This window comes from Streptomyces sp. NPDC104226 (assembly GCF_055584085.1).
On record NZ_JBVJMS010000012.1, the window covers coordinates 203,372 to 220,294 of the forward strand.

The window sequence follows — 16,923 nt, forward strand, 5'->3', positions numbered from 1 at the left end:
GCGGAAACGCGCAGGCCGTGGCCCGTGCGGCCGCTCGAAGCGCCATCGGGAGCCCGGTCAGCGGGAGATGTCCGCGTAGACCCCCAGTAGGGTGTCCAGGACGGCGTCCATCGAGAAGGCGGACGAGGCCAGTTCGCGGGCGGCCTTCGAGGCCGTGGCGTTCTCGGCCGGGTCCAGGAGGGACAGGACCGCTTCCGCGACGCCCGCCGGGCCCGGCTCGACCGCGCGGCCGGCGCCCGCACGGGCGATGTCGCGGGCCAGGCCGTTGGAGTGGGTCACCACCGGGGGGACGCCCACCGCCAGGGCCTCCAGGACCGACATCGGGAACGGCTCGTCCACCGAGGGCAGTACGTACACGTGGGCGCGGCGCAGCTCCGACAGGACCTCCGCGCCGGACAGCGCGCCCGGGACGGTGAAGCGGGCGGAGAGGCCCAGCTCCGCGATCCGGGCGCGCACGGCCGCGAGTTCGCCCTCGTCCGGGCCGGCCACCACGAACTCCGCGTCCGGGTGCACCGCCAGGACGGCCGGGGCGGCGTCCACGAAGTCCACCGGGCGTTTGCGGGCCTGCAGGCGGGCCGAGTAGAGGATCCGCGGGGGCCCGGACAGGGCGGGCCGCTCCTCCTGGGGCGGGGTGCCGTTGACCAGGCGGACGGTGTTCGGGAGGGGAGCCCCGGCGACGGCGTCGAGGCCCTCGCGCTCGTGCGGGGTGAGGTAGAGGAGCGCGTCGGCGCCGCGCAGCAGACGGCGTACCGCCACCGCGTCCAGCACCTTGGCCAGCAGCTTTCCGCTCGGGTCGACCATGCCGTGGGTCTGCAGGACCAGCGGGATGCCGGCCCGCAGCGCCGCCAGGGCGACGGGCAGGGTGACCAGGTCCCGCGCCAGGTGGACGTGGACCACGTCGGCGCCCCGCACCAGGCGGCCCGCGGAGGCGAGCAGGGCCGGCGAGGTCATCCCGCTGAAGCCGAGGGGGAGCAGGCGCCGGGCGGGGAAGAGCTTCGCCGGCACCCCTTCCACCGAGGTGGGCCAGGGCTCCGGGAACCCCTCGCCCAGCGCCAGCAGGTTCGCCTCGTGGCCGCGGGCCCGCAGCCCCTTGGACAGGTTCAGGGCGACCCGTACAGGGCCGCCGAAGGCGTGCGTGGGGGAGTGCAGGGTGACGGCGTGCAGGACCCTCAGGGCGGGCTTCACCGGGGCGTTCAGGGCGTTCACTTGGGCTCCTCGACCGGGCGGCGGTGCCCGTCCTGGGTCTGCAGGGTCAGCGCGGGAAGGTCCTTGTGGACCACGGACCCGGCGCCGGCGACCGCGCACCGGCCGATGGTCACCCCGGCCAGCACGGTGGCCCGTACCGCCACCCACGCGCCGTCCTCGACGGTGACCGGCGCGTTGCGGTAGCGGAAATCGGCGGCCCGGTGGTCGTGCGAGCCGGTGCACAGCAGCGCCTCCTGCGAGACGCAGGCGTGCGCGCCGATCGTCACCGGCTCCAGGTTGAGTATCCAGGCGCCCTCGCCGATCCACGCGTGGTCGCCCACGGTCAGCTTCCAGGGCCACAGCACCCGGACCCGGTGGCGGATCAGCACCCCTTCGCCGATCCGCGCCCCGAAGGCCCGCAGCAGCGCGACCCGCAGCCGCGCGGGGCACAGCCAGCTCATGAAGAGCGTGTTCATCACGGCGAACCAGAGCGCCTGGGTCAGCCGCCCGCGCCCCTTGTCGTATCCGGCCAGCGTGAAGGCAGGAAGATCACGCACGGGTACCCCCTCGCACTGCGGCCCCCATCGGCGCCTTCGAAGGCGCCTCCCCGGGCGCCGACCGCTCAGACTAGACTGCGCCCGAATCAGGCACAGGGGGTGGGGGCAAGCGTGGCGACCGACATACGCGGGACCGCTGCCAGGGTGGTCAGGCCGCTGCCGCCGCGGCCGGGCGAGGAGAAGGCCTGGGGCCGGGTCACCACGCCGAGGACCCTGCTCTCGCGGGCGCTCTCCGTCCCGCTGGCCCTCGGGTTCACCGTCTTCCTGCCGCTCTTCGTCGCCGTGCAGCCCGGCGCCGGTCAGCACGACGCCGCCTTCTGGCTCCAGCTCCTGCTCACCATGTACGCGGGCGCCCGGCTCTCGGCGATGGTCCTGACCAGCCGCCGCAAGCTGCTCCAGGGCTCCTTCTGGCTCTTCGTCTACATGGCCATGGGCGTGGCCCCCCTCGCGCAGGCCGTGCTCGGCCAGGTCCCGACCCCCGTCGTCGGCCCGCGCTCCGACCTCACCGCCGCCATCGGCCTGGTGCTGCTCGGCTGCGCGGTCTTCGACGTGGGCGTCCTGCTGGCCCGGCACCGGCCGGCCGGCCGCGCGGGCGGTTCGCTGAAGGAGCCGCGCCCGGTCATGGCGCACCGCAGGCGCCTCTACGTGCTGACGGCCGTGGCGTTCCTGGGCGGGGCGGCGCTGATCGTGAAGCTCGGCGGTCCGGCGGTGTTCTTCTCCAGCCGCCAGGAGATCATCGCGGGCATCGAGGAGGCGGGCGTCTCCCAGGACGGCCAGGCCGGGCAGGCCCTGCTGCGCGGGTTCGGCACGGTCCCCGCGCTGCTGGCCCTGCTGCTGTACACGCGCTGGCTGATCACCTCGAAGTTCGCCCGCCGCAAGATGTCGATCATCACCACGTGGTCGGCGCTCGTGGTCCTCAACCTGATCGTCAACAACCCGATCTCCAACCCGCGCTACTGGTTCCTCACGGTCATGTTCTCGCTGCTCTTCACCGTCTTCCCGGTGAGCGCCGCGATGTACCGGGTGGCGCTGTCGATGGCCGTGGTGGTCGCCCTGCTGATCTTCCCGTTCGCGGACCGCTTCCGCTACGACGAGAAGAACTACAAGCCGGTCGAGACCACCTCGTTCCTGGAGCCGATGGCGCTCAAGGACTACGACCAGATCGGCATGTTCGCGAACACCATCACCTACGCCCAGTCGGGCCCCGGCCATTCCTACGGGCGCCAGCTCGCGGGATCGGTCTTCTTCGCGGTGCCGCGCTCGGTGTGGTCGGGCAAGCCGCGCGACACCGGCGTGATGGTCGGCCAGTGGATGGGCACGGTCAACACCAACCTCTCCTCGCCGATCTGGGCCGAGCTGTGGATCGACTTCGGGCCGCTGGGCATGGGGGCGGGGCTCCTGGGGATGGGGTACGCCTCCGCCCGCGTCGACCGGCGTTACGCGAAGCGGGCACGGCGCAGCTCGCCGCCCGGCAGCCTGATCTCCACGGTGGTCCCGCTGGTCGCGGGGTACTCCTTCATCCTGCTGCGCGGGCCGCTGCTCCAGGCCTCGGGCCGGATCGCCATCGCGGGGATGTGCCTGGCGCTCGTGGCCACGTACCGGCAGGACAGGACCGCCGCCCTGCGCTGACCTGCGGGCACACACAGGGGGCAATTGCTCCATAAGTGCATCCACTCAACTTGTGCACCGAATACGCACCGCCGGTACAGTGGCGCCATGACCGAGACCGTGGGGCGCCGCGAGCGCAAGAAGGCACAGACCCGCAAGGCCCTGGCCGATGCCGCGCTGAGCCTGTTCCTGGAGCACGGGTACGACAAGGTCGGCGTCCGTGACGTGGCGGAGGCGGCCGACGTCTCGGTGACCACGCTGTTCAAGCACTTCCCGAGCAAGGAGGCGCTGGTCTTCGACGAGGACGAGGACGTCGAGGCCGCGCTCGTCTCGGCCGTACGGGACCGCGCGCCCGGGCAGTCCGTCCTGCACTCCCTGCGCGAGCACTTCGTGGAGACCCGGGCGAACCGGCGGAGCGACGACCCGGCGGTGATCGCGCACGTCAACCTGGTCCGGGAGACCCCGGAGCTGCAGGAGTACTGGGACCGCATGTGGCGGCGCCACGAGTCCGCGCTCGCCGCGGCCGTCGCGGAGGAGGCCGGAGCTCCCGAAGGCGACCTCAGGTCCGCCGCGCTGGCCCGCTTCGTGATGGACACCGCGAGCCTGATCCGGGGCCGGGAGGACCAGCACCAGGCCGTGCGGGAGCTGTTCGCCCTGATCGAAGAGGGCTTCGGCGGCGCCCCCGCCTGACGGCGCTCCCGGGCCCGCCCCCGGCTGCCCGCGAGGGAAGCCGCCTCAGGCCGCCCGGACCTGGTCCGAGGGGCCCGCGGCGGCCGGCTCGGGGGCCGGTGCCGGGTCAGGCAGTCGGGCCACGCGCAGCCAGCCCGCCGCCGCCTTCGAGGCGGAGCCGAGGGCGAGGCCCCAGGCGGCCCCGGCCACGCCCCAGACGGCGTACCCGCCCAGCAGCAGCCCGACCGACAGCAGCGAGAAGACCACCTGGAGCGAGAGGGTGGCCTTCGGGTTCAGCACCCGCAGGGTCAGCAGCGCGCAGGTGCCGAGCCCCATGACGGCGTACTGGGCGCCGGTCGCCGGCAGCAGCGCGGCCGCCGCCTGCCAGGTCTCGCCGAGCAGTTCGCGGCCGGCCCGCTCCGGCAGCGCGTACAGCACGGCCCCCCACGCGGCGCCGGTCACCGCGAGCGCGCCGCCCATCAGCGCGGTCAGCCGGACCACGCCCCGCTTCCCCGACGCCCGGCCGACGACCGGCGGGCCGAAGGAGTTCGCGGAGTTGAACAGCACGTTCAGCGGCCCGAAGAGGGTGGTGGCGCCGCGCAGCGCGCCCACGGCCAGCGGGGTCGCGAAGATGCCGAGCCCCAGCACGGCGAGCTGGCTGGAGCCGTTGCCCACGGCGAACTCGACCACGAACCGCTGCCCGAGGTGCCCGCGCCGCAGGTACGGCCGCAGGTCGGCGGAGGCGCCGCGCACCGAGGGCCGCAGCAGCCACAGGCCCAGCGCCAGCGCGGGCAGCGCCGAGACCCCCCACACCAGCACCAGCCGTCCGGCCGACGCGCCCTCGGGCTGGAGCAGCAGCGCGGGCACCACGCAGGCCAGGCGCAGCGCGTCGGCGGCCAGCGCCCGCTGGGGCGCCCGCAGCGCGGAGAAGCAGTAGCGCAGCCCGTCCTGGAGCAGCACCAGGGGCAGGACGAGCCCCAGCGCGAGGAACGCCCGGCCGGTGGCCCCGGGCAGCAGCAGGCCCACGAGGGCCAGCACGGCGCCGGCCGCCGCCCCGGCGGCCCCGGTGAAGGAGAGCCCCGAGCGGCAGGCCGCGGCGAGGCGGGCGGGTTCCTTCTCCAGCACCAGGGTCTGGCCGACGTAGGCCATGTTCAGGCCGAGCAGCACGGTGAAGGTCACGTAGACCATCGTGAAGTCGGCGAAGCCGGCCGCGGAGGAGAGCCGGGCGGCCAGCACCAGGACCAGGATGTTCGTGGCGCTGGCCGCGGCCTGGTCCAGTACCGAGGCGACCGCCGCGAGGCCGCGCCGGCTCACCGCCGGCCCGTGCGGACCGTACGCAGGGCGACCGTGTCGGTGCCGTCGCCCTGGATGCGCTGAGCGGCGTCGGCGGCCGCCACCTCGTACGGGATCGGCTGCGGCTCCTGCGAACCGGGCCGGGGCGCGGGCGGCGCGGGCCGGGGCTCCTCGGCGACGGGGTCGCCGCCCTTGGGGGCCCGGCCGAGGCCGCGCTTCTTCTCGCCCGGCAGCGGTGCGTGCAGGACGGCGCCCAGCACCGTGCCGCCGGCCCCGCTGATCAGCTCGCGGATGCGGGAGAGGTCGGTGCGGCGCACCGCACCGGGGTTGCAGACCACCAGGACCCCGTCGACGCGGTCGACGAGCGCCAGGGCGTCGGCGTACGAGAGCACGGGCGGGGCGAGCACCACCACGGTGGAGTTGGGGGAGTCGGCCTCGGAGATCAGCCGGGTGGCCCGCTGCGAGGTCAGCGCGCGGGGCACGTTGCGCACCCGCTCGCCCGGGATCAGGTCGAAGCTGCCCGATTCCCCGGCGTCCACGAGGAGCTGGCGGCCGTCGGGCCACTCGGTCTCCGCGTGCTGCGCGCCGCCGCCACCCTGCGACTGGCTCCAGCGCGGCCGGCCGGCGGCGTCGGTGGGCAACTGGCTGGCCAGGACCGGGGTGCGCAGGTCGGCCTCGATGAGGAGCACGTCCTTGCCGGTCTCCGCGAAGGAGGCGGCCAGGTTCACTGCCACGGCGGCGGCGATCTCGCTGCTGCCGCGCGGGGCGACGACGAGGAGCCGGCGCCGGTCCGCGAAGCGGGCGTCGTAGGCGAGCCGGAAGGCCACCGAGCGGAACTCCTCGGCCAGCCGGGGGTCCTCCTCGCCCGCGGCGAGCAGCGGCCCGCCGTCGGCCTTGCCCCGGGGCAGGGAGCCCAGTACCGGCGCGCGCAGGGCGCGGGCGACGTCGCCCTCGGAGCGCGGAGCCGGGTCGAAGACGAGGCGCACCCAGGCGCCGAGCAGGCCCAGGGCGAGGCCGACGGCCGCGCCGAGCGCGAGCGACATGGCCAGTCCGGGGCCGTCGGCCCCGTGCGGCGGGACGGCGGTGCTGGTGACCCGGCCCGGGGTCATGTCCAGGGCCTGGAGCTTGGCGATGTTGCCGTTGAGGGTGTTGATCTTGCCCTGCTGGTCGGTCTTGGCGGAGTAGGCGGCGTCCCGCGCCGGACCGGCCGGCATGCCGGTGATCTGCTTCGACAGGTCTTCGAGCTGCTTGACCACCGGATCGCGCTGCTCCTGGTAGCCCTTGACCATCTTGTCGCGGGTGACGTCGAGGGCTTCCTGGCGCTTGAGCAGGTAGGCCTCGGTCATCGCGTTGGCGCGCTTGGCGGCCTGGGCGGGGGAGGAGGCGGTGTAGGTGAAGCGCAGCACCATCGTCTGCGGGGGGTTGGTCACCTGCAGACCGGCGCGCAGGGCCGAGAAGTCGGCGGCCGAGACCCCGAGCTTCTTCGCGGCCTCGTTGGCTATGGAGCTGGAGAGCGCGACCTGCCGCTCCGAGCCGATGTTGATCGCCTTGTCGGGGGCGAGGCTCGGGTTGAAGGGGTCGTCGGTGGGCGCGCGCAGCACGATGTCGGCGGTGGCCACGTAGGTGTCCGCCGTGGAGACGCCGAGGTAGACCCCGCCGAGCAGGCCGATGCCCACGCCCGCGCCGATGAGCCGGCGGTAGCGCAGGAGCTGGCGGAACTGGTCCCGGAGCAGGTCCGGTTCGTCCTCGGCCGGAGCCGCTGCCGGGCGGTTGGTCTCGATCACGGCCGGGGACCCCCAAGTGCTTCGTCCATCAGTGCATCGATGCGGGCGAGGCCCGCCTCGCGGCTCAGGTGCGCCGCGACGTGCCGCGGCCCGGCCGCGCCCAGCGCGTCCGCGCCCGCGGGGTCCTCGGCCAGCGCCCGCACGGCCTTCAGCAGGGCCTCCGGGTTCTCCGGCGGTACGAGCACCCCGGCGCCCGAGCGCTCCACTTCCTGGGCGGTCCCGCCCAGCGCCGCGACGGAGGCGACGACGGGACGGCCGGCCTGGAAGTACGAGGTCAGCTTGGACGGCACGCTCATGTCCATCACGGCGGCGTGCTGCGTGACCGCGAGCACGTCCGCCGCGGCGAGGATATCCGGGAACTCGCCGTCCGCGGCAGGGGGGATGATGTCGAGATTGGGAACATCGGCCGCCAGGTCGGCGAGGGCGGAGCGCTGGCTTCCGTCGCCCATCAGCACGAAACGGACGCTCGGGTCCAGCCGGGCGGCGCCGACGAGGACCTCCAGCCCCTGCTTGAGCCCCATGTTCCCGGAGTGCAGGACGACGGTCTGGTCGGGAGCCCACCCGAGGTGGTGGCGGGTCCGGCCGCGCGGCTTCGTGGGCAACGCCACATGGGACCAGTTGGGGACGAGCCGGATCCGCTTGGGGTCCACGCCCATGCCGACGACCCGGTCGACGAATGTCTCGTGGATCACACCGACGAGGGCGGCCCGCTTCAGGGCATGGGCCTCGGCCCGCCCGGCGAACACGGCCGCCTTGTCCCCGCCGCTGATTCCGCTCTGTGCGGCGGCCGCGCCCATCAGGTCCTGGACCACCGGGACGAAGGGAACCTTCCAGCGCGCCGCGAGACGGGCGGCCACCAGGCCGCCGGCCAGGCTCGGCATCTGGGCGAGGACCGCGTCCGGCCTGGCCATCCGGGGCGGGGCCACGGAACCGTGCAGCAGAATCGATCCTTCGAAAAGGGCCCGGCGGAGGGCGGTCTGGCGCGGGGGAACGGTGTGCGCGCGCCGGTGCACGGTGACCCCCGCGCGCTGTTCCGTGCGCCGCAGCGCCCCCTTGTACTCCGGCTCGACGGACCAGGCCGGGTAGTGCGGCATGCCCGCCAGGACGTGCGTCTCGTGACCGAGATCCGCCCAGTGCTCCGCGATCTGGGTGGCGTACGGGCCTATGCCCGTGTGCTCGGGGGCGTAATTCGTGGAAACCAACAGCAGGCGCCGCTGACCGGATTTCGACACTGGACGTCCCCCTCTCACCAGGATGATGCGCACGTCACCCTATTCGTTCACCGGCAACAGGGGGAACGTGCACGCTATTGTCTGCTAATCCGCCACACCGGGGTGTGCGGCTTCTGGGGGATAACACGTGACGGAGCGGGACATGTCGGAATTTGCCGAGGCTGGACGTAGACCACACCGCATCGGTTATGCACCAGGTGCATACGATCTGTTCCATATCGGACACCTCAACATCCTGCGCCACGCCCGGAGTCAGTGCGACTACCTGGTGGCCGGAGTCGTGTCCGACGAGATGGCGGAACTCGCCAAGGGGCGCCGCCCGGTGATCCCGCTCGTCGAGCGGCTGGAGATCGTCCGCAGCGTGCAGTACGTGGACGCCGCCTTCGTCGAGACCGTCCCGGACAAGGTCGAAACCTGGAAGCAGGTCCGGTTCGACGTCATCTTCAAGGGCGACGACTGGCGCGGCACCCCCAAGGGCGACCAGCTGGAACGGGACTTCGCCGTGCACGGGGTCGAGGTCGTCTACTTCCCGTACACGGTCCACACCTCCAGCACCCAGCTGCGCCGGGCCCTCGACGTGCTGACGGAACCGCTCGCCACGGAACAGCGGGGCTGAGCGGCCCCCCGCGGCGGCTCCCGGCGGCGGGCGCCCGGTGGCGGGCGCCGGCCCCGGTCACTTCGGTACGGCGCCGAGCTCCCGGTACCACTTCGCGAGGAACGCCAGCAGGAACAGCGCGGCCATCGCACCCGCCCCGGCATAGGCCCAGCGGAACGCGCCGCTGCCGCCGAGGAGCAGGAACACCAGGCAGAACACCCCGTAGTCCACGGGCAGCAGTGCCACCGCGCGCAGGGTCGACGGCGCGGCGGCCGCGCTCCCCGGCGCCGGCTTCGGCTTGAGCTTCTCCGTCAGCAGCCCCCCGAAGAAGGTCACGACCGCGGCGAGCTGGAAGCCCAGGGGCACCAGCAGCCACCCGGCCGAGGCGGCTGCGTCCGCCCCGCCGCCGATCCCGTAGGCCTCGGGGAAGCGGTAGAAGGCGATCAGCACGCAACTGTGCAGCGCGGTGAGCTTCGCGCAGTCCACGACGTGGTCCAGCCACTCGCCCGCCGCGCTGCCGCCCCCGCGGAGCCGGGCGAGCTGTCCGTCGGCGGAGTCGAAGGCGAAGCCGACCGCGAGCAGGGCCCACACCGCGAGCCCCAGCCCCCACGAGGGAGAGACCAGGGCGACGGCGGCCGCGCCCGCGAAACTCAGGGCGGCGCTGATCAGCGTCACCTGGTTCGGGGTGAGCCCGACCGCGTACGACCCGGCGGCCAGGTACCGTCCGACGGGCCGGTTGACGAACCGGGAGTAGAGCGACACCCCCTTCGCCGACTTCTGCGCCCCGCGCAGCTCCCGCAACGCGGTTCCGACACTCGCCATCGGCACAACCCCTCGAACATCCGTCTACGCGTTCGTGCGTACGAAGGCCACATCATTGCAGGGTGTGCGGAGGGCTCCCGACCGGTTCCGGACGCGCCGTCCGGATCAGGCCGGGCCCACCACCTTCAGCAGCAGCACCGCACGGGCCGGGACGGTCACGCTCTCGCCCCCGCGGTGCACGGTGGCGGGAGCCGCCGCCTGGTCCTCCCGGGAGGTGTCCAGGAGCAGTTCGTACGCGCGGCCCCACGGTGCCCCCGGCAGCGTCCAGGCCACCGGCCGGTCCCCGGCGTGCAGCAGCGCCAGGAAGCTGTCGTCCGTGACCTGCCGCCCGCGCTCGTCACGGCCCGGGATGTCCTGCCCCGACAGGTACAGGCCCACCGACCCGGTCGGGGCGTACCAGTCCCGCTCGGTCATCTCCGCCCCCGCCGGGGTGAACCAGGCCAGGTCCCGCAGTCCGTCCGCCCCTTGGGAGCGCCCCGAGAAGAACGCGCGCCGCCGCAGCACCGGATGGGCCCGGCGCAACGCCAGCAGCCGCCGGGACAGCGCCAGCAGCGCCTGCCAGGACGGGTCCTCCAGCAGCGACCAGTCCACCCAGCTCGTCTCGTTGTCCTGGCAGTACGCGTTGTTGTTGCCGCCCTGCGTCCGCCCGAACTCGTCGCCCGCCACCAGCATCGGCACCCCGGTCGACAGCAGCAGCGTGGTCAGGAGGTTGCGCAGCTGCCGCCGGCGCAGCGCCGCGATCCGCGGCTCCGTGCCCCCTTCCGGTTCGCCCTCCACCCCGCAGTTCCAGGACCGGTTGTCGTTGGTCCCGTCCCGGCCCTCCTCGCCGTTCTCCTCGTTGTGCTTGGACTCGTACGACACCAGGTCGCGCAGGGTGAAACCGTCGTGCGCGGTGATGAAGTTCACCGAGGCGTACGGCCGCCGCCCGCCCCACGCGTACAGGTCGCTCGATCCCGACAGCCGGTACCCGAGGTCGCGTACGTCGGGCAGCGCGCCGCGCCAGAAGTCCCGTACGGCATCCCGGTAGCGGTCGTTCCACTCCGTCCACAGCGGCGGGAACGCCCCCACCTGGTACCCGCCCGAGCCCACGTCCCACGGTTCGGCGATCAGCTTCACCCGCCGCAGCACCGGATCCTGGGCGATCACCGCGAGGAACGGCGAGAGCATGTCCACGTCGTGCATCGAGCGGGCCAGCGCCGCCGCCAGGTCGAAGCGGAAGCCGTCCACCCCCATCTCCGTCACCCAGTACCGCAGCGAGTCGGTGATCAGGCGCAGCACGTGCGGCCGCCCGGCGTGCAGGGTGTTGCCGCAGCCGGTGTAGTCGGCGTACCGGCGCTGGTCGGACTGGAGCCGGTAGTACGCCCGGTTGTCGATCCCGCGCAGCGACAGCGTCGGGCCCAGCTCGCCGGCCTCCGCCGTGTGGTTGTAGACCACGTCGAGGATCACCTCGATCCCGGCGGCGTGCAGTGCCTTGACCATCCGCTTGAACTCGCCGACCTGCTGGCCGGCCGTACCGCTGGAGGAGTACGCGGCGTGCGGGGCGAAGTATCCGATCGAGTTGTAGCCCCAGTAGTTGCGCAGGCCCCGGCGCAGCAGGTGGTCCTCGTGCGCGAACTGGTGGACCGGCAGCAGCTCCACCGCCGTCACCCCGAGCCCGGTCAGGTGCTCGATCGCCGCCGGGTGGGCGAGGCCCGCGTACGTGCCGCGCAGGTGCTCGGGGATGCCGGGATGGCGCATCGTGAAGCCGCGCACGTGCAGTTCGTAGATGACCGAATCGGCCCACGGGGTCTTCGGCCGGACGTCGTCCGCCCAGTCGTCGTCGTCGTGGACCACGACCCCCTTCGGGACGTGCGGGGCCGAGTCGCGGTCGTCGCGCACGGTGTCCGCGATGTACTGCTGCGGCCAGTCGCGGACGTGCCCGTACACCTCCGGCGGCAGCAGGAAGTCCCCGTCCACGGCCCGCGCGTACGGGTCCAGGAGCAGCTTCGCCGGATTGTGGCGGGCCCCCGTCCACGGGTCCCAGCGCCCGTGCACCCGGAATCCGTACCGCTGCCCGGGGCGCACCCCCGGCAGGAACCCGTGCCAGATCTCGTGGGTCAGCTCCGTCAGCGTGCAGCGGCTCTCCGAGCCGTCCTCCGCGAAGAGGCAGACCTCCACCGCCTCCGCACCCTGGGCCCACAGCGCGAAGTTGGTCCCCGCCGTGCCGTCCGGCCCCTGGTGGAACCGGGCGCCCAGCGGATGCGAGGAGCCGGGCCACACCGGTGGCCCGGGGCGCGGCCGGGCCGTCACCGCATGCCCCCTCACCTGGGTGTCCAGCAGGTTCTGGGACTGCGCGCCCACCCGCCCGTTCCCGTTCCCGTTCCCGGCCCCCGGGTCGGCTACGACCCCCGTCCCGGATCCCGTTCCCACCCCGGCCGGGGGCCCGGCCAGGGGCTCCGCCTCTTGTTCGGCTGCGCTCGACACTGCCCGCCTCCACGGCTCTCGGTACCTGCGGGGGTGGGGGAACTGCGGCCCCGGCGTCCCTGCCGCGGCCCGCCCCCGTCCGGTCCTTCCCACTGTTCTGCCCGGACTGTCCTGCCTGGAACGTGGGCCGCACCCACGTTTCCCCCGGAGGGGCCCGGTCGTTGGAGGAACGTGACTCTTCTGACGAGGCGGGCAGGGGCGGGCTTGGCCGCCGTGGCGGTATGGGCGGGTCTCCTCGGAGGCCTGGCCGGATGCACCGAGAACGGCGGCTCCCCGATCGAGATCCAGCTGCCCGGCAAACCCCGGTCACCGGACGAGGCGATCAGGATCACCCCCGACGACAACGCCAAGGGGGTGCCGGCCGAGGGTCCGCTGCGGGTCACCGTGCCCGAGGGCCGGCTGGAGCGGGTCGTGGTCACCAAGGTGGAGGACGCCCAGGAGGAGAAGGTGCCCGGCGCCATCGCCGTCGACGGGCTCAGCTGGAGCCCCGACCCGACCGCGGGCCGCCTCGCGCTCGCGGCCAAGTACACCGTCGACGCGGTCGCTCTCGACGGGCACAACCGTCGCCAGGCCCGGCACACCACCTTCACCACCTACGTTCCCGAGGAGCGGTTCATCGGCTACTTCAAGCCCGAGAACCGCTCGACCGTCGGCACCGGCATGATCATCTCCTTCGGGTTCAGCCGGTCCATCGAACGCCGCGCCGACGTGGAGCGGGCCATCACGATCACCTCGAACCCGGCCGTGGAGGTGGCGGGCCACTGGTTCGGCGACGAGCGCCTCGACTTCCGGCCCAAGACCTACTGGAAGCCCGGCACCGAGGTCACGGTGAAGATCGGCCTGCGGGACGTCGAGGGCGCCCCCGGCTCCTACGGGATCCAGGACAAGACCGTGCGCTTCACCGTCGGCCGCTCCCAGATCTCCACCGTCGACGCGGCCGCGCACACCATGGAGGTCCGGCGCGACGGGGAGCTGCTGTCCACCGTGCCGATCACCGCGGGGGCGCCGAAGAACATGACCTACAACGGCAAGATGGTGGTGATGGAGCTCTTCGACGTCACCCGGATGAACGGGCAGACCGTCGGCTTCGGCGGCGAGTACGACATCCCCGACGTCCCGCACGCCATCCGCCTCACCCGCTCCGGGACCTTCCTGCACGGCAACTACTGGGCGAGCCCGGACACCTTCGGCTCCACCAACGTCAGCCACGGCTGCATCGGACTGCGCGACGACAAGGGCGGCGGCTCGGACACCCCGGCCGGCTGGTTCTTCGACCGGACCCTGGTCGGCGACGTGGTGGAGGTCGTCAACTCGCAGGACAAGACGGTCGCCCCGGACAACGGTCTGGGCGGCTGGAACATGTCCTGGCCCAACTGGGTCGCCGGCTCCGCGCTCGGCTGACCCCGCACCCGGCCGGCGCACCCGGCCGACGCTCACCCCAGTCGAGTGATTGTCCTACCGGAATGCCGTAGTGGGGGAGTGTCGGTCCGCCCGGCTCGCCGGAGCCCGCCGCCAGCCTGTACGGGGCCTGCACGCACGCGGCGGCGGGCAACGGACGGAGCGTCATGTCAGCAAGGAAGTGGACCCTCGGGCCCCTGGGACTCGCCCTCGGGGCCGTACTGGCCGCAGGTGCCCCGGCAGCCCTGGCGGCGCCGGCCGCACCGGGCCCCGGCGGACAGCAGCCGGCGCCGGCCCGGCACGCCGCCACCCTGCGTGCCCCGCTGCCCGGCGGGCTCGGCCCCTGCCTGGGCGTCGGGTGCCCGCCGGTGTTCCCGCCGATCGAGGTCGACACCAACCCCAACGGCTACGACGAGGGCATCAACATCTTCGTCGGCGCCGACTTCCTGGTCCGCGAGCGCGCCGCCGAGGCCGAGGGCAAGGTCGTCGTCCTCGGCAGCTTCGACCAGAACAAGAACCTGGCGGCCGGCGCCGGCGCCGGGTACAACATCGGCATCGTCGGCGCGGGATCGCTGGTGTGGCCCCCGGCCGGGTCGGACTTCCTCACCACCGGCCGCAACGTCACCATCGCCGCGGACCAGCGGCTGATCTCCGACGGCGGAGTCGTCCGCCACGCGGGCACCGCCCCGGGGCCCGGCACCGTCACCGGCCCCCTCGTGGCCGACCCCGCCGCGGCCACCCCGTACGCCGGCCTGCGCGACCAGCTCACCGCGGCCAGCCGCTGCTACGCCCGGACCGACGGCAGCCCGCGCCCGGCCACGGGCACCGCCGCCGTCGAGAACGGCACCGCCGTCTTCACCGGGGACAACACCTCCGCGCTCCAGGTCTTCAACGTGGACTTCGACCTGGCGGGCCCGACCGGCGGCGCCATCGGCATCCGCTTCGACCGGATCCCGGCCGGCGCCACCGTCCTGGTCAACCTCACGGGCGCCAGCCGTACGATCAACACCTACGGCGGCACCATCAACGACACCGGCGCCGGCGCGGACCCCTGGAACGGCTACCGCACCCGGCTCCTGTGGAACTTCCCCGACGCCACCACCGTCCAGCTGTCCGGCAGCGGACAGTTCCAGGGCAGCGTGCTCGTCGGCGAGCAGGCCTCGCGCACCAGCGTGACCCTGCCCGGGACCAACGGCCGCTTCTTCACCACCGGCGAGCTCGTCCACAACAGCAACACCTCGGGCGGGGAGTTCCACGCGTACCCGTTCGACGGCGACCTGCCCGACTGCGGGCCCACCCCTCCGGCCACCACGGGCGAGGTCTCCGTCCTCAAGCAGGACGACGCGGCCGCCCCGCTCGCCGGGGCCACGTACGAGCTGTGGCGCGAGACCAACGGCACCGACGGGGCCCAGTTCACCGGGCCGGACGCCGACACCAAGGTCGGCGACGACTGCGTCACCCCGGCGAGCGGCATCTGCTCGCGCACCGTCCCCCTCGGCACCTACTACTGGCGCGAGACCAAGGCCCCTGACGGCTACGACCTCCCGGCGAACACGGTCGCGGAGCTGACGCTGACCGCGCAGAACGCCTCGGCCGGTGTGCGCGTGAACGTGGTCAACACGAAGACCCAGCCCAACGCCAGCGCCCAGGTCGTCCTGTGGAAGTCGGACAAGGACACCGGGACGCCCCTGCCCGGCGCGCGGTTCGAACTGTGGCGCGAGAGCAACGGCCTCGAAGGACTGCAGACCACCGGAGCCACCCCGGACGAGCAGCTCCCCGGGACCTGCACCACCGACGCCCAGGGCAGCTGCACGGTCCAGCTGCCGATCGGTGAGAGCTACTACTGGCGCGAGACGCAGGCCCCGGCCGGCTACGACCTGCCGGCGGACCCGGTGATCCCCTTCGACCTGGACGAGGACGACGTGGAGACCGGCATCGTCCTCAACGTCCCGAACGAGAAGCCGGTGGTCCCCGACTGGGAGATCAAGGTCCTGAAGAAGGACGCGAAGACGAAGCGCCCGCTGCGCGGGGCGGTCTTCGAGGTGTGGAAGGAGACCAACAGCACCGCAGGCCTCCAGACGCGCGGCATCAACCCCGACACCAAGGTGACGGCGGGCTGCGCGACCGACCGGGCCGGGGTGTGCGAGTTCACCGGCCTGGAGCAGGGCTCGTACTACGTGCGCGAGACGGCGGTCCCGGAGGGCTACGTCCTTCCGCGCAACCGGGTCACGGGTCCGCTCCTGCTGGACGGGAACACCCCGGACCACCGCGTGGTCGTCACAGTCCAGAACAAGCGTGACGACCACGGCAAGGGGCACGGCAAGGACAAGGACCACGGCAAGGACAAGGACCACAAGCCGAAGCCGTAGTCGTAGCGGAAGCCGTAGTCGAAGCCGCCACGCGCCGCGCCCCGGTCCGCCCGGGCGCGGCGCGTCCGCGTAGGCCGGGCAGGTGGCCCTGCGCCCCTGCCGGCGCACCCGGCGTGCCGGAGCCCGGCGGGCCGGGTTGGCTGGACCCGGAGGCCCGGGCGGCGGGTCCGAGGAGGCCCGTATGACGACGGACGGCGCGGCAGGCGCGAGGCGCAGGATGCTCAGGGCGGCCACCACGGCCGCGGTCCTCGCGGTGGCGGCCCTCGGCCCGCAGACCCCGGCGGTACGGGCTGCCGCGGACCCGGACGGATCCGCGGAGGCCTGCACCGCCGGGACCGGGCCCTACCAGCGCGAGGCGGAGGCCCACGTGGGCCGGACGGCCGACGGGACGCAGGACGCCGGGGACTGCGAGGCGATCCGCGCCTTCCAGCAGGCGAACGGGCTCCGGCCCGCCACCGGCTACGCCGGGCTGGCCACCTTCCGGACCATGGTCGCGGTCGCCGCCCGTACGAACCCCAACGCCGCCGGCGACTGCCCGGTCCGCCCGCACCGGGTGACCTGCGTGGACCTGGAGCGCCAGATCCTGTGGGTGCAGCGCGGCCGCACGGTGGTCTTCCCGCCCGTGCCCGTCCGCACCGGACGCGACGACGAGGAGACCCGTCCCGGCTGGCACGAGATCTACTGGCGCAGCGAGGACCACGTGTCCACGCTCTACGACGACTCCCCGATGCCCTACGCCCAGTTCTTCGACGGGGGCCAGGCCCTGCACGGCCGCCCCGGCAACCTGTACGCCCACGGCGGCTCGGCCGGCTGCGTCAACCTCACCGTCCCCGCCGCGCGGCGCCTGTGGGACCTGCTCACCGAGGGCGACGCCGTCTACGTCTGGGGCACCAAGCCCGGCACGGAGGGCTGACCCCGGACGGGCGGGGCCGGCCGACTACCGGCGCG

13 protein-coding genes are annotated in these 16,923 nt (G+C 73.5%); 6 read left to right on the forward strand and 7 right to left on the reverse strand.

What is annotated here, in order from left to right:
* Positions 1–57: 57 nt before the first annotated feature.
* Both ACZ60J_RS33000 and ACZ60J_RS33005 read right to left on the reverse strand, forming a co-directional pair.
* Entirely contained in the window at positions 58–1,173 is a 1,116-nt protein-coding gene (locus tag ACZ60J_RS33000; protein WP_469687678.1) for a glycosyltransferase, read from the reverse strand.
* Positions 1,174–1,202: 29 nt separating this feature from the next.
* Positions 1,203–1,742 carry a WcaF family extracellular polysaccharide biosynthesis acetyltransferase gene (locus ACZ60J_RS33005; RefSeq protein WP_382970782.1) on the reverse strand — a complete coding sequence of 180 codons (540 nt, stop codon included), beginning with the start codon at positions 1,740–1,742 and terminating at the stop codon, positions 1,203–1,205.
* Positions 1,743–1,853: 111 nt separating this feature from the next.
* Between ACZ60J_RS33005 and ACZ60J_RS33010 the strand changes: the two genes are divergently transcribed.
* Complete coding sequence (locus tag ACZ60J_RS33010; protein WP_469687556.1) at positions 1,854–3,371, forward strand: hypothetical protein; 1,518 nt, start codon at positions 1,854–1,856, stop codon at positions 3,369–3,371.
* An 87-nt stretch (positions 3,372–3,458) separates the two neighbouring features.
* Positions 3,459–4,040: a TetR/AcrR family transcriptional regulator gene (locus ACZ60J_RS33015; protein WP_469687558.1), complete on the forward strand. Its 582-nt coding sequence runs from the start codon at positions 3,459–3,461 to the stop codon at positions 4,038–4,040.
* 45 nt (positions 4,041–4,085) lie between these two features.
* Here ACZ60J_RS33015 and ACZ60J_RS33020 read toward each other — a convergent pair whose 3' ends face one another.
* The 3 genes from ACZ60J_RS33020 to ACZ60J_RS33030 are packed head-to-tail and all read right to left on the reverse strand — an operon-like array spanning position 4,086 to position 8,298.
* Positions 4,086–5,333, reverse strand: coding sequence for an MATE family efflux transporter (locus ACZ60J_RS33020; RefSeq protein ID WP_469687560.1), 1,248 nt, complete (start codon positions 5,331–5,333; stop codon positions 4,086–4,088).
* Complete coding sequence (locus ACZ60J_RS33025; RefSeq protein ID WP_469687562.1) at positions 5,330–7,096, reverse strand: lipopolysaccharide biosynthesis protein; 1,767 nt, start codon at positions 7,094–7,096, stop codon at positions 5,330–5,332. Before ACZ60J_RS33025 ends, ACZ60J_RS33020 begins: the two co-directional genes overlap by 4 nt.
* Positions 7,093–8,298: a glycosyltransferase gene (locus ACZ60J_RS33030; RefSeq protein ID WP_469687564.1), complete on the reverse strand. Its 1,206-nt coding sequence runs from the start codon at positions 8,296–8,298 to the stop codon at positions 7,093–7,095. Before ACZ60J_RS33030 ends, ACZ60J_RS33025 begins: the two co-directional genes overlap by 4 nt.
* A gap of 172 nt (positions 8,299–8,470) precedes the next feature.
* Between ACZ60J_RS33030 and ACZ60J_RS33035 the strand changes: the two genes are divergently transcribed.
* Positions 8,471–8,944, forward strand: coding sequence for an FAD synthase family protein (locus tag ACZ60J_RS33035; protein ID WP_469687566.1), 474 nt, complete (start codon positions 8,471–8,473; stop codon positions 8,942–8,944).
* Between the two features lie 57 nt (positions 8,945–9,001).
* Here the strand turns inward: ACZ60J_RS33035 and ACZ60J_RS33040 are convergent, their stop codons facing one another.
* Together ACZ60J_RS33040 and glgX are read right to left on the reverse strand one after the other, a co-directional pair.
* Complete coding sequence (locus ACZ60J_RS33040) at positions 9,002–9,745, reverse strand: CDP-alcohol phosphatidyltransferase family protein (RefSeq protein WP_469687567.1); 744 nt, start codon at positions 9,743–9,745, stop codon at positions 9,002–9,004.
* A 105-nt stretch (positions 9,746–9,850) separates the two neighbouring features.
* Positions 9,851–12,064, reverse strand: coding sequence for a glycogen debranching protein GlgX (gene glgX, locus ACZ60J_RS33045; RefSeq protein ID WP_469687680.1), 2,214 nt, complete (start codon positions 12,062–12,064; stop codon positions 9,851–9,853).
* Positions 12,065–12,412: 348 nt separating this feature from the next.
* On the opposite strand from glgX, the gene ACZ60J_RS33050 reads away from it, so the two are divergent.
* The 3 genes from ACZ60J_RS33050 to ACZ60J_RS33060 all read left to right on the forward strand — a co-directional run bounded on the left by ACZ60J_RS33050 (position 12,413) and on the right by ACZ60J_RS33060 (position 16,888).
* Positions 12,413–13,609, forward strand: coding sequence for a L,D-transpeptidase (locus tag ACZ60J_RS33050; protein ID WP_469687569.1), 1,197 nt, complete (start codon positions 12,413–12,415; stop codon positions 13,607–13,609).
* A 164-nt stretch (positions 13,610–13,773) separates the two neighbouring features.
* Positions 13,774–15,975 carry a choice-of-anchor A family protein gene (locus ACZ60J_RS33055; RefSeq protein WP_469687571.1) on the forward strand — a complete coding sequence of 734 codons (2,202 nt, stop codon included), beginning with the start codon at positions 13,774–13,776 and terminating at the stop codon, positions 15,973–15,975.
* Positions 15,976–16,156: 181 nt separating this feature from the next.
* Complete coding sequence (locus tag ACZ60J_RS33060) at positions 16,157–16,888, forward strand: L,D-transpeptidase family protein (RefSeq protein WP_469687573.1); 732 nt, start codon at positions 16,157–16,159, stop codon at positions 16,886–16,888.
* The last annotated feature ends 35 nt before the right edge of the window (positions 16,889–16,923 follow it).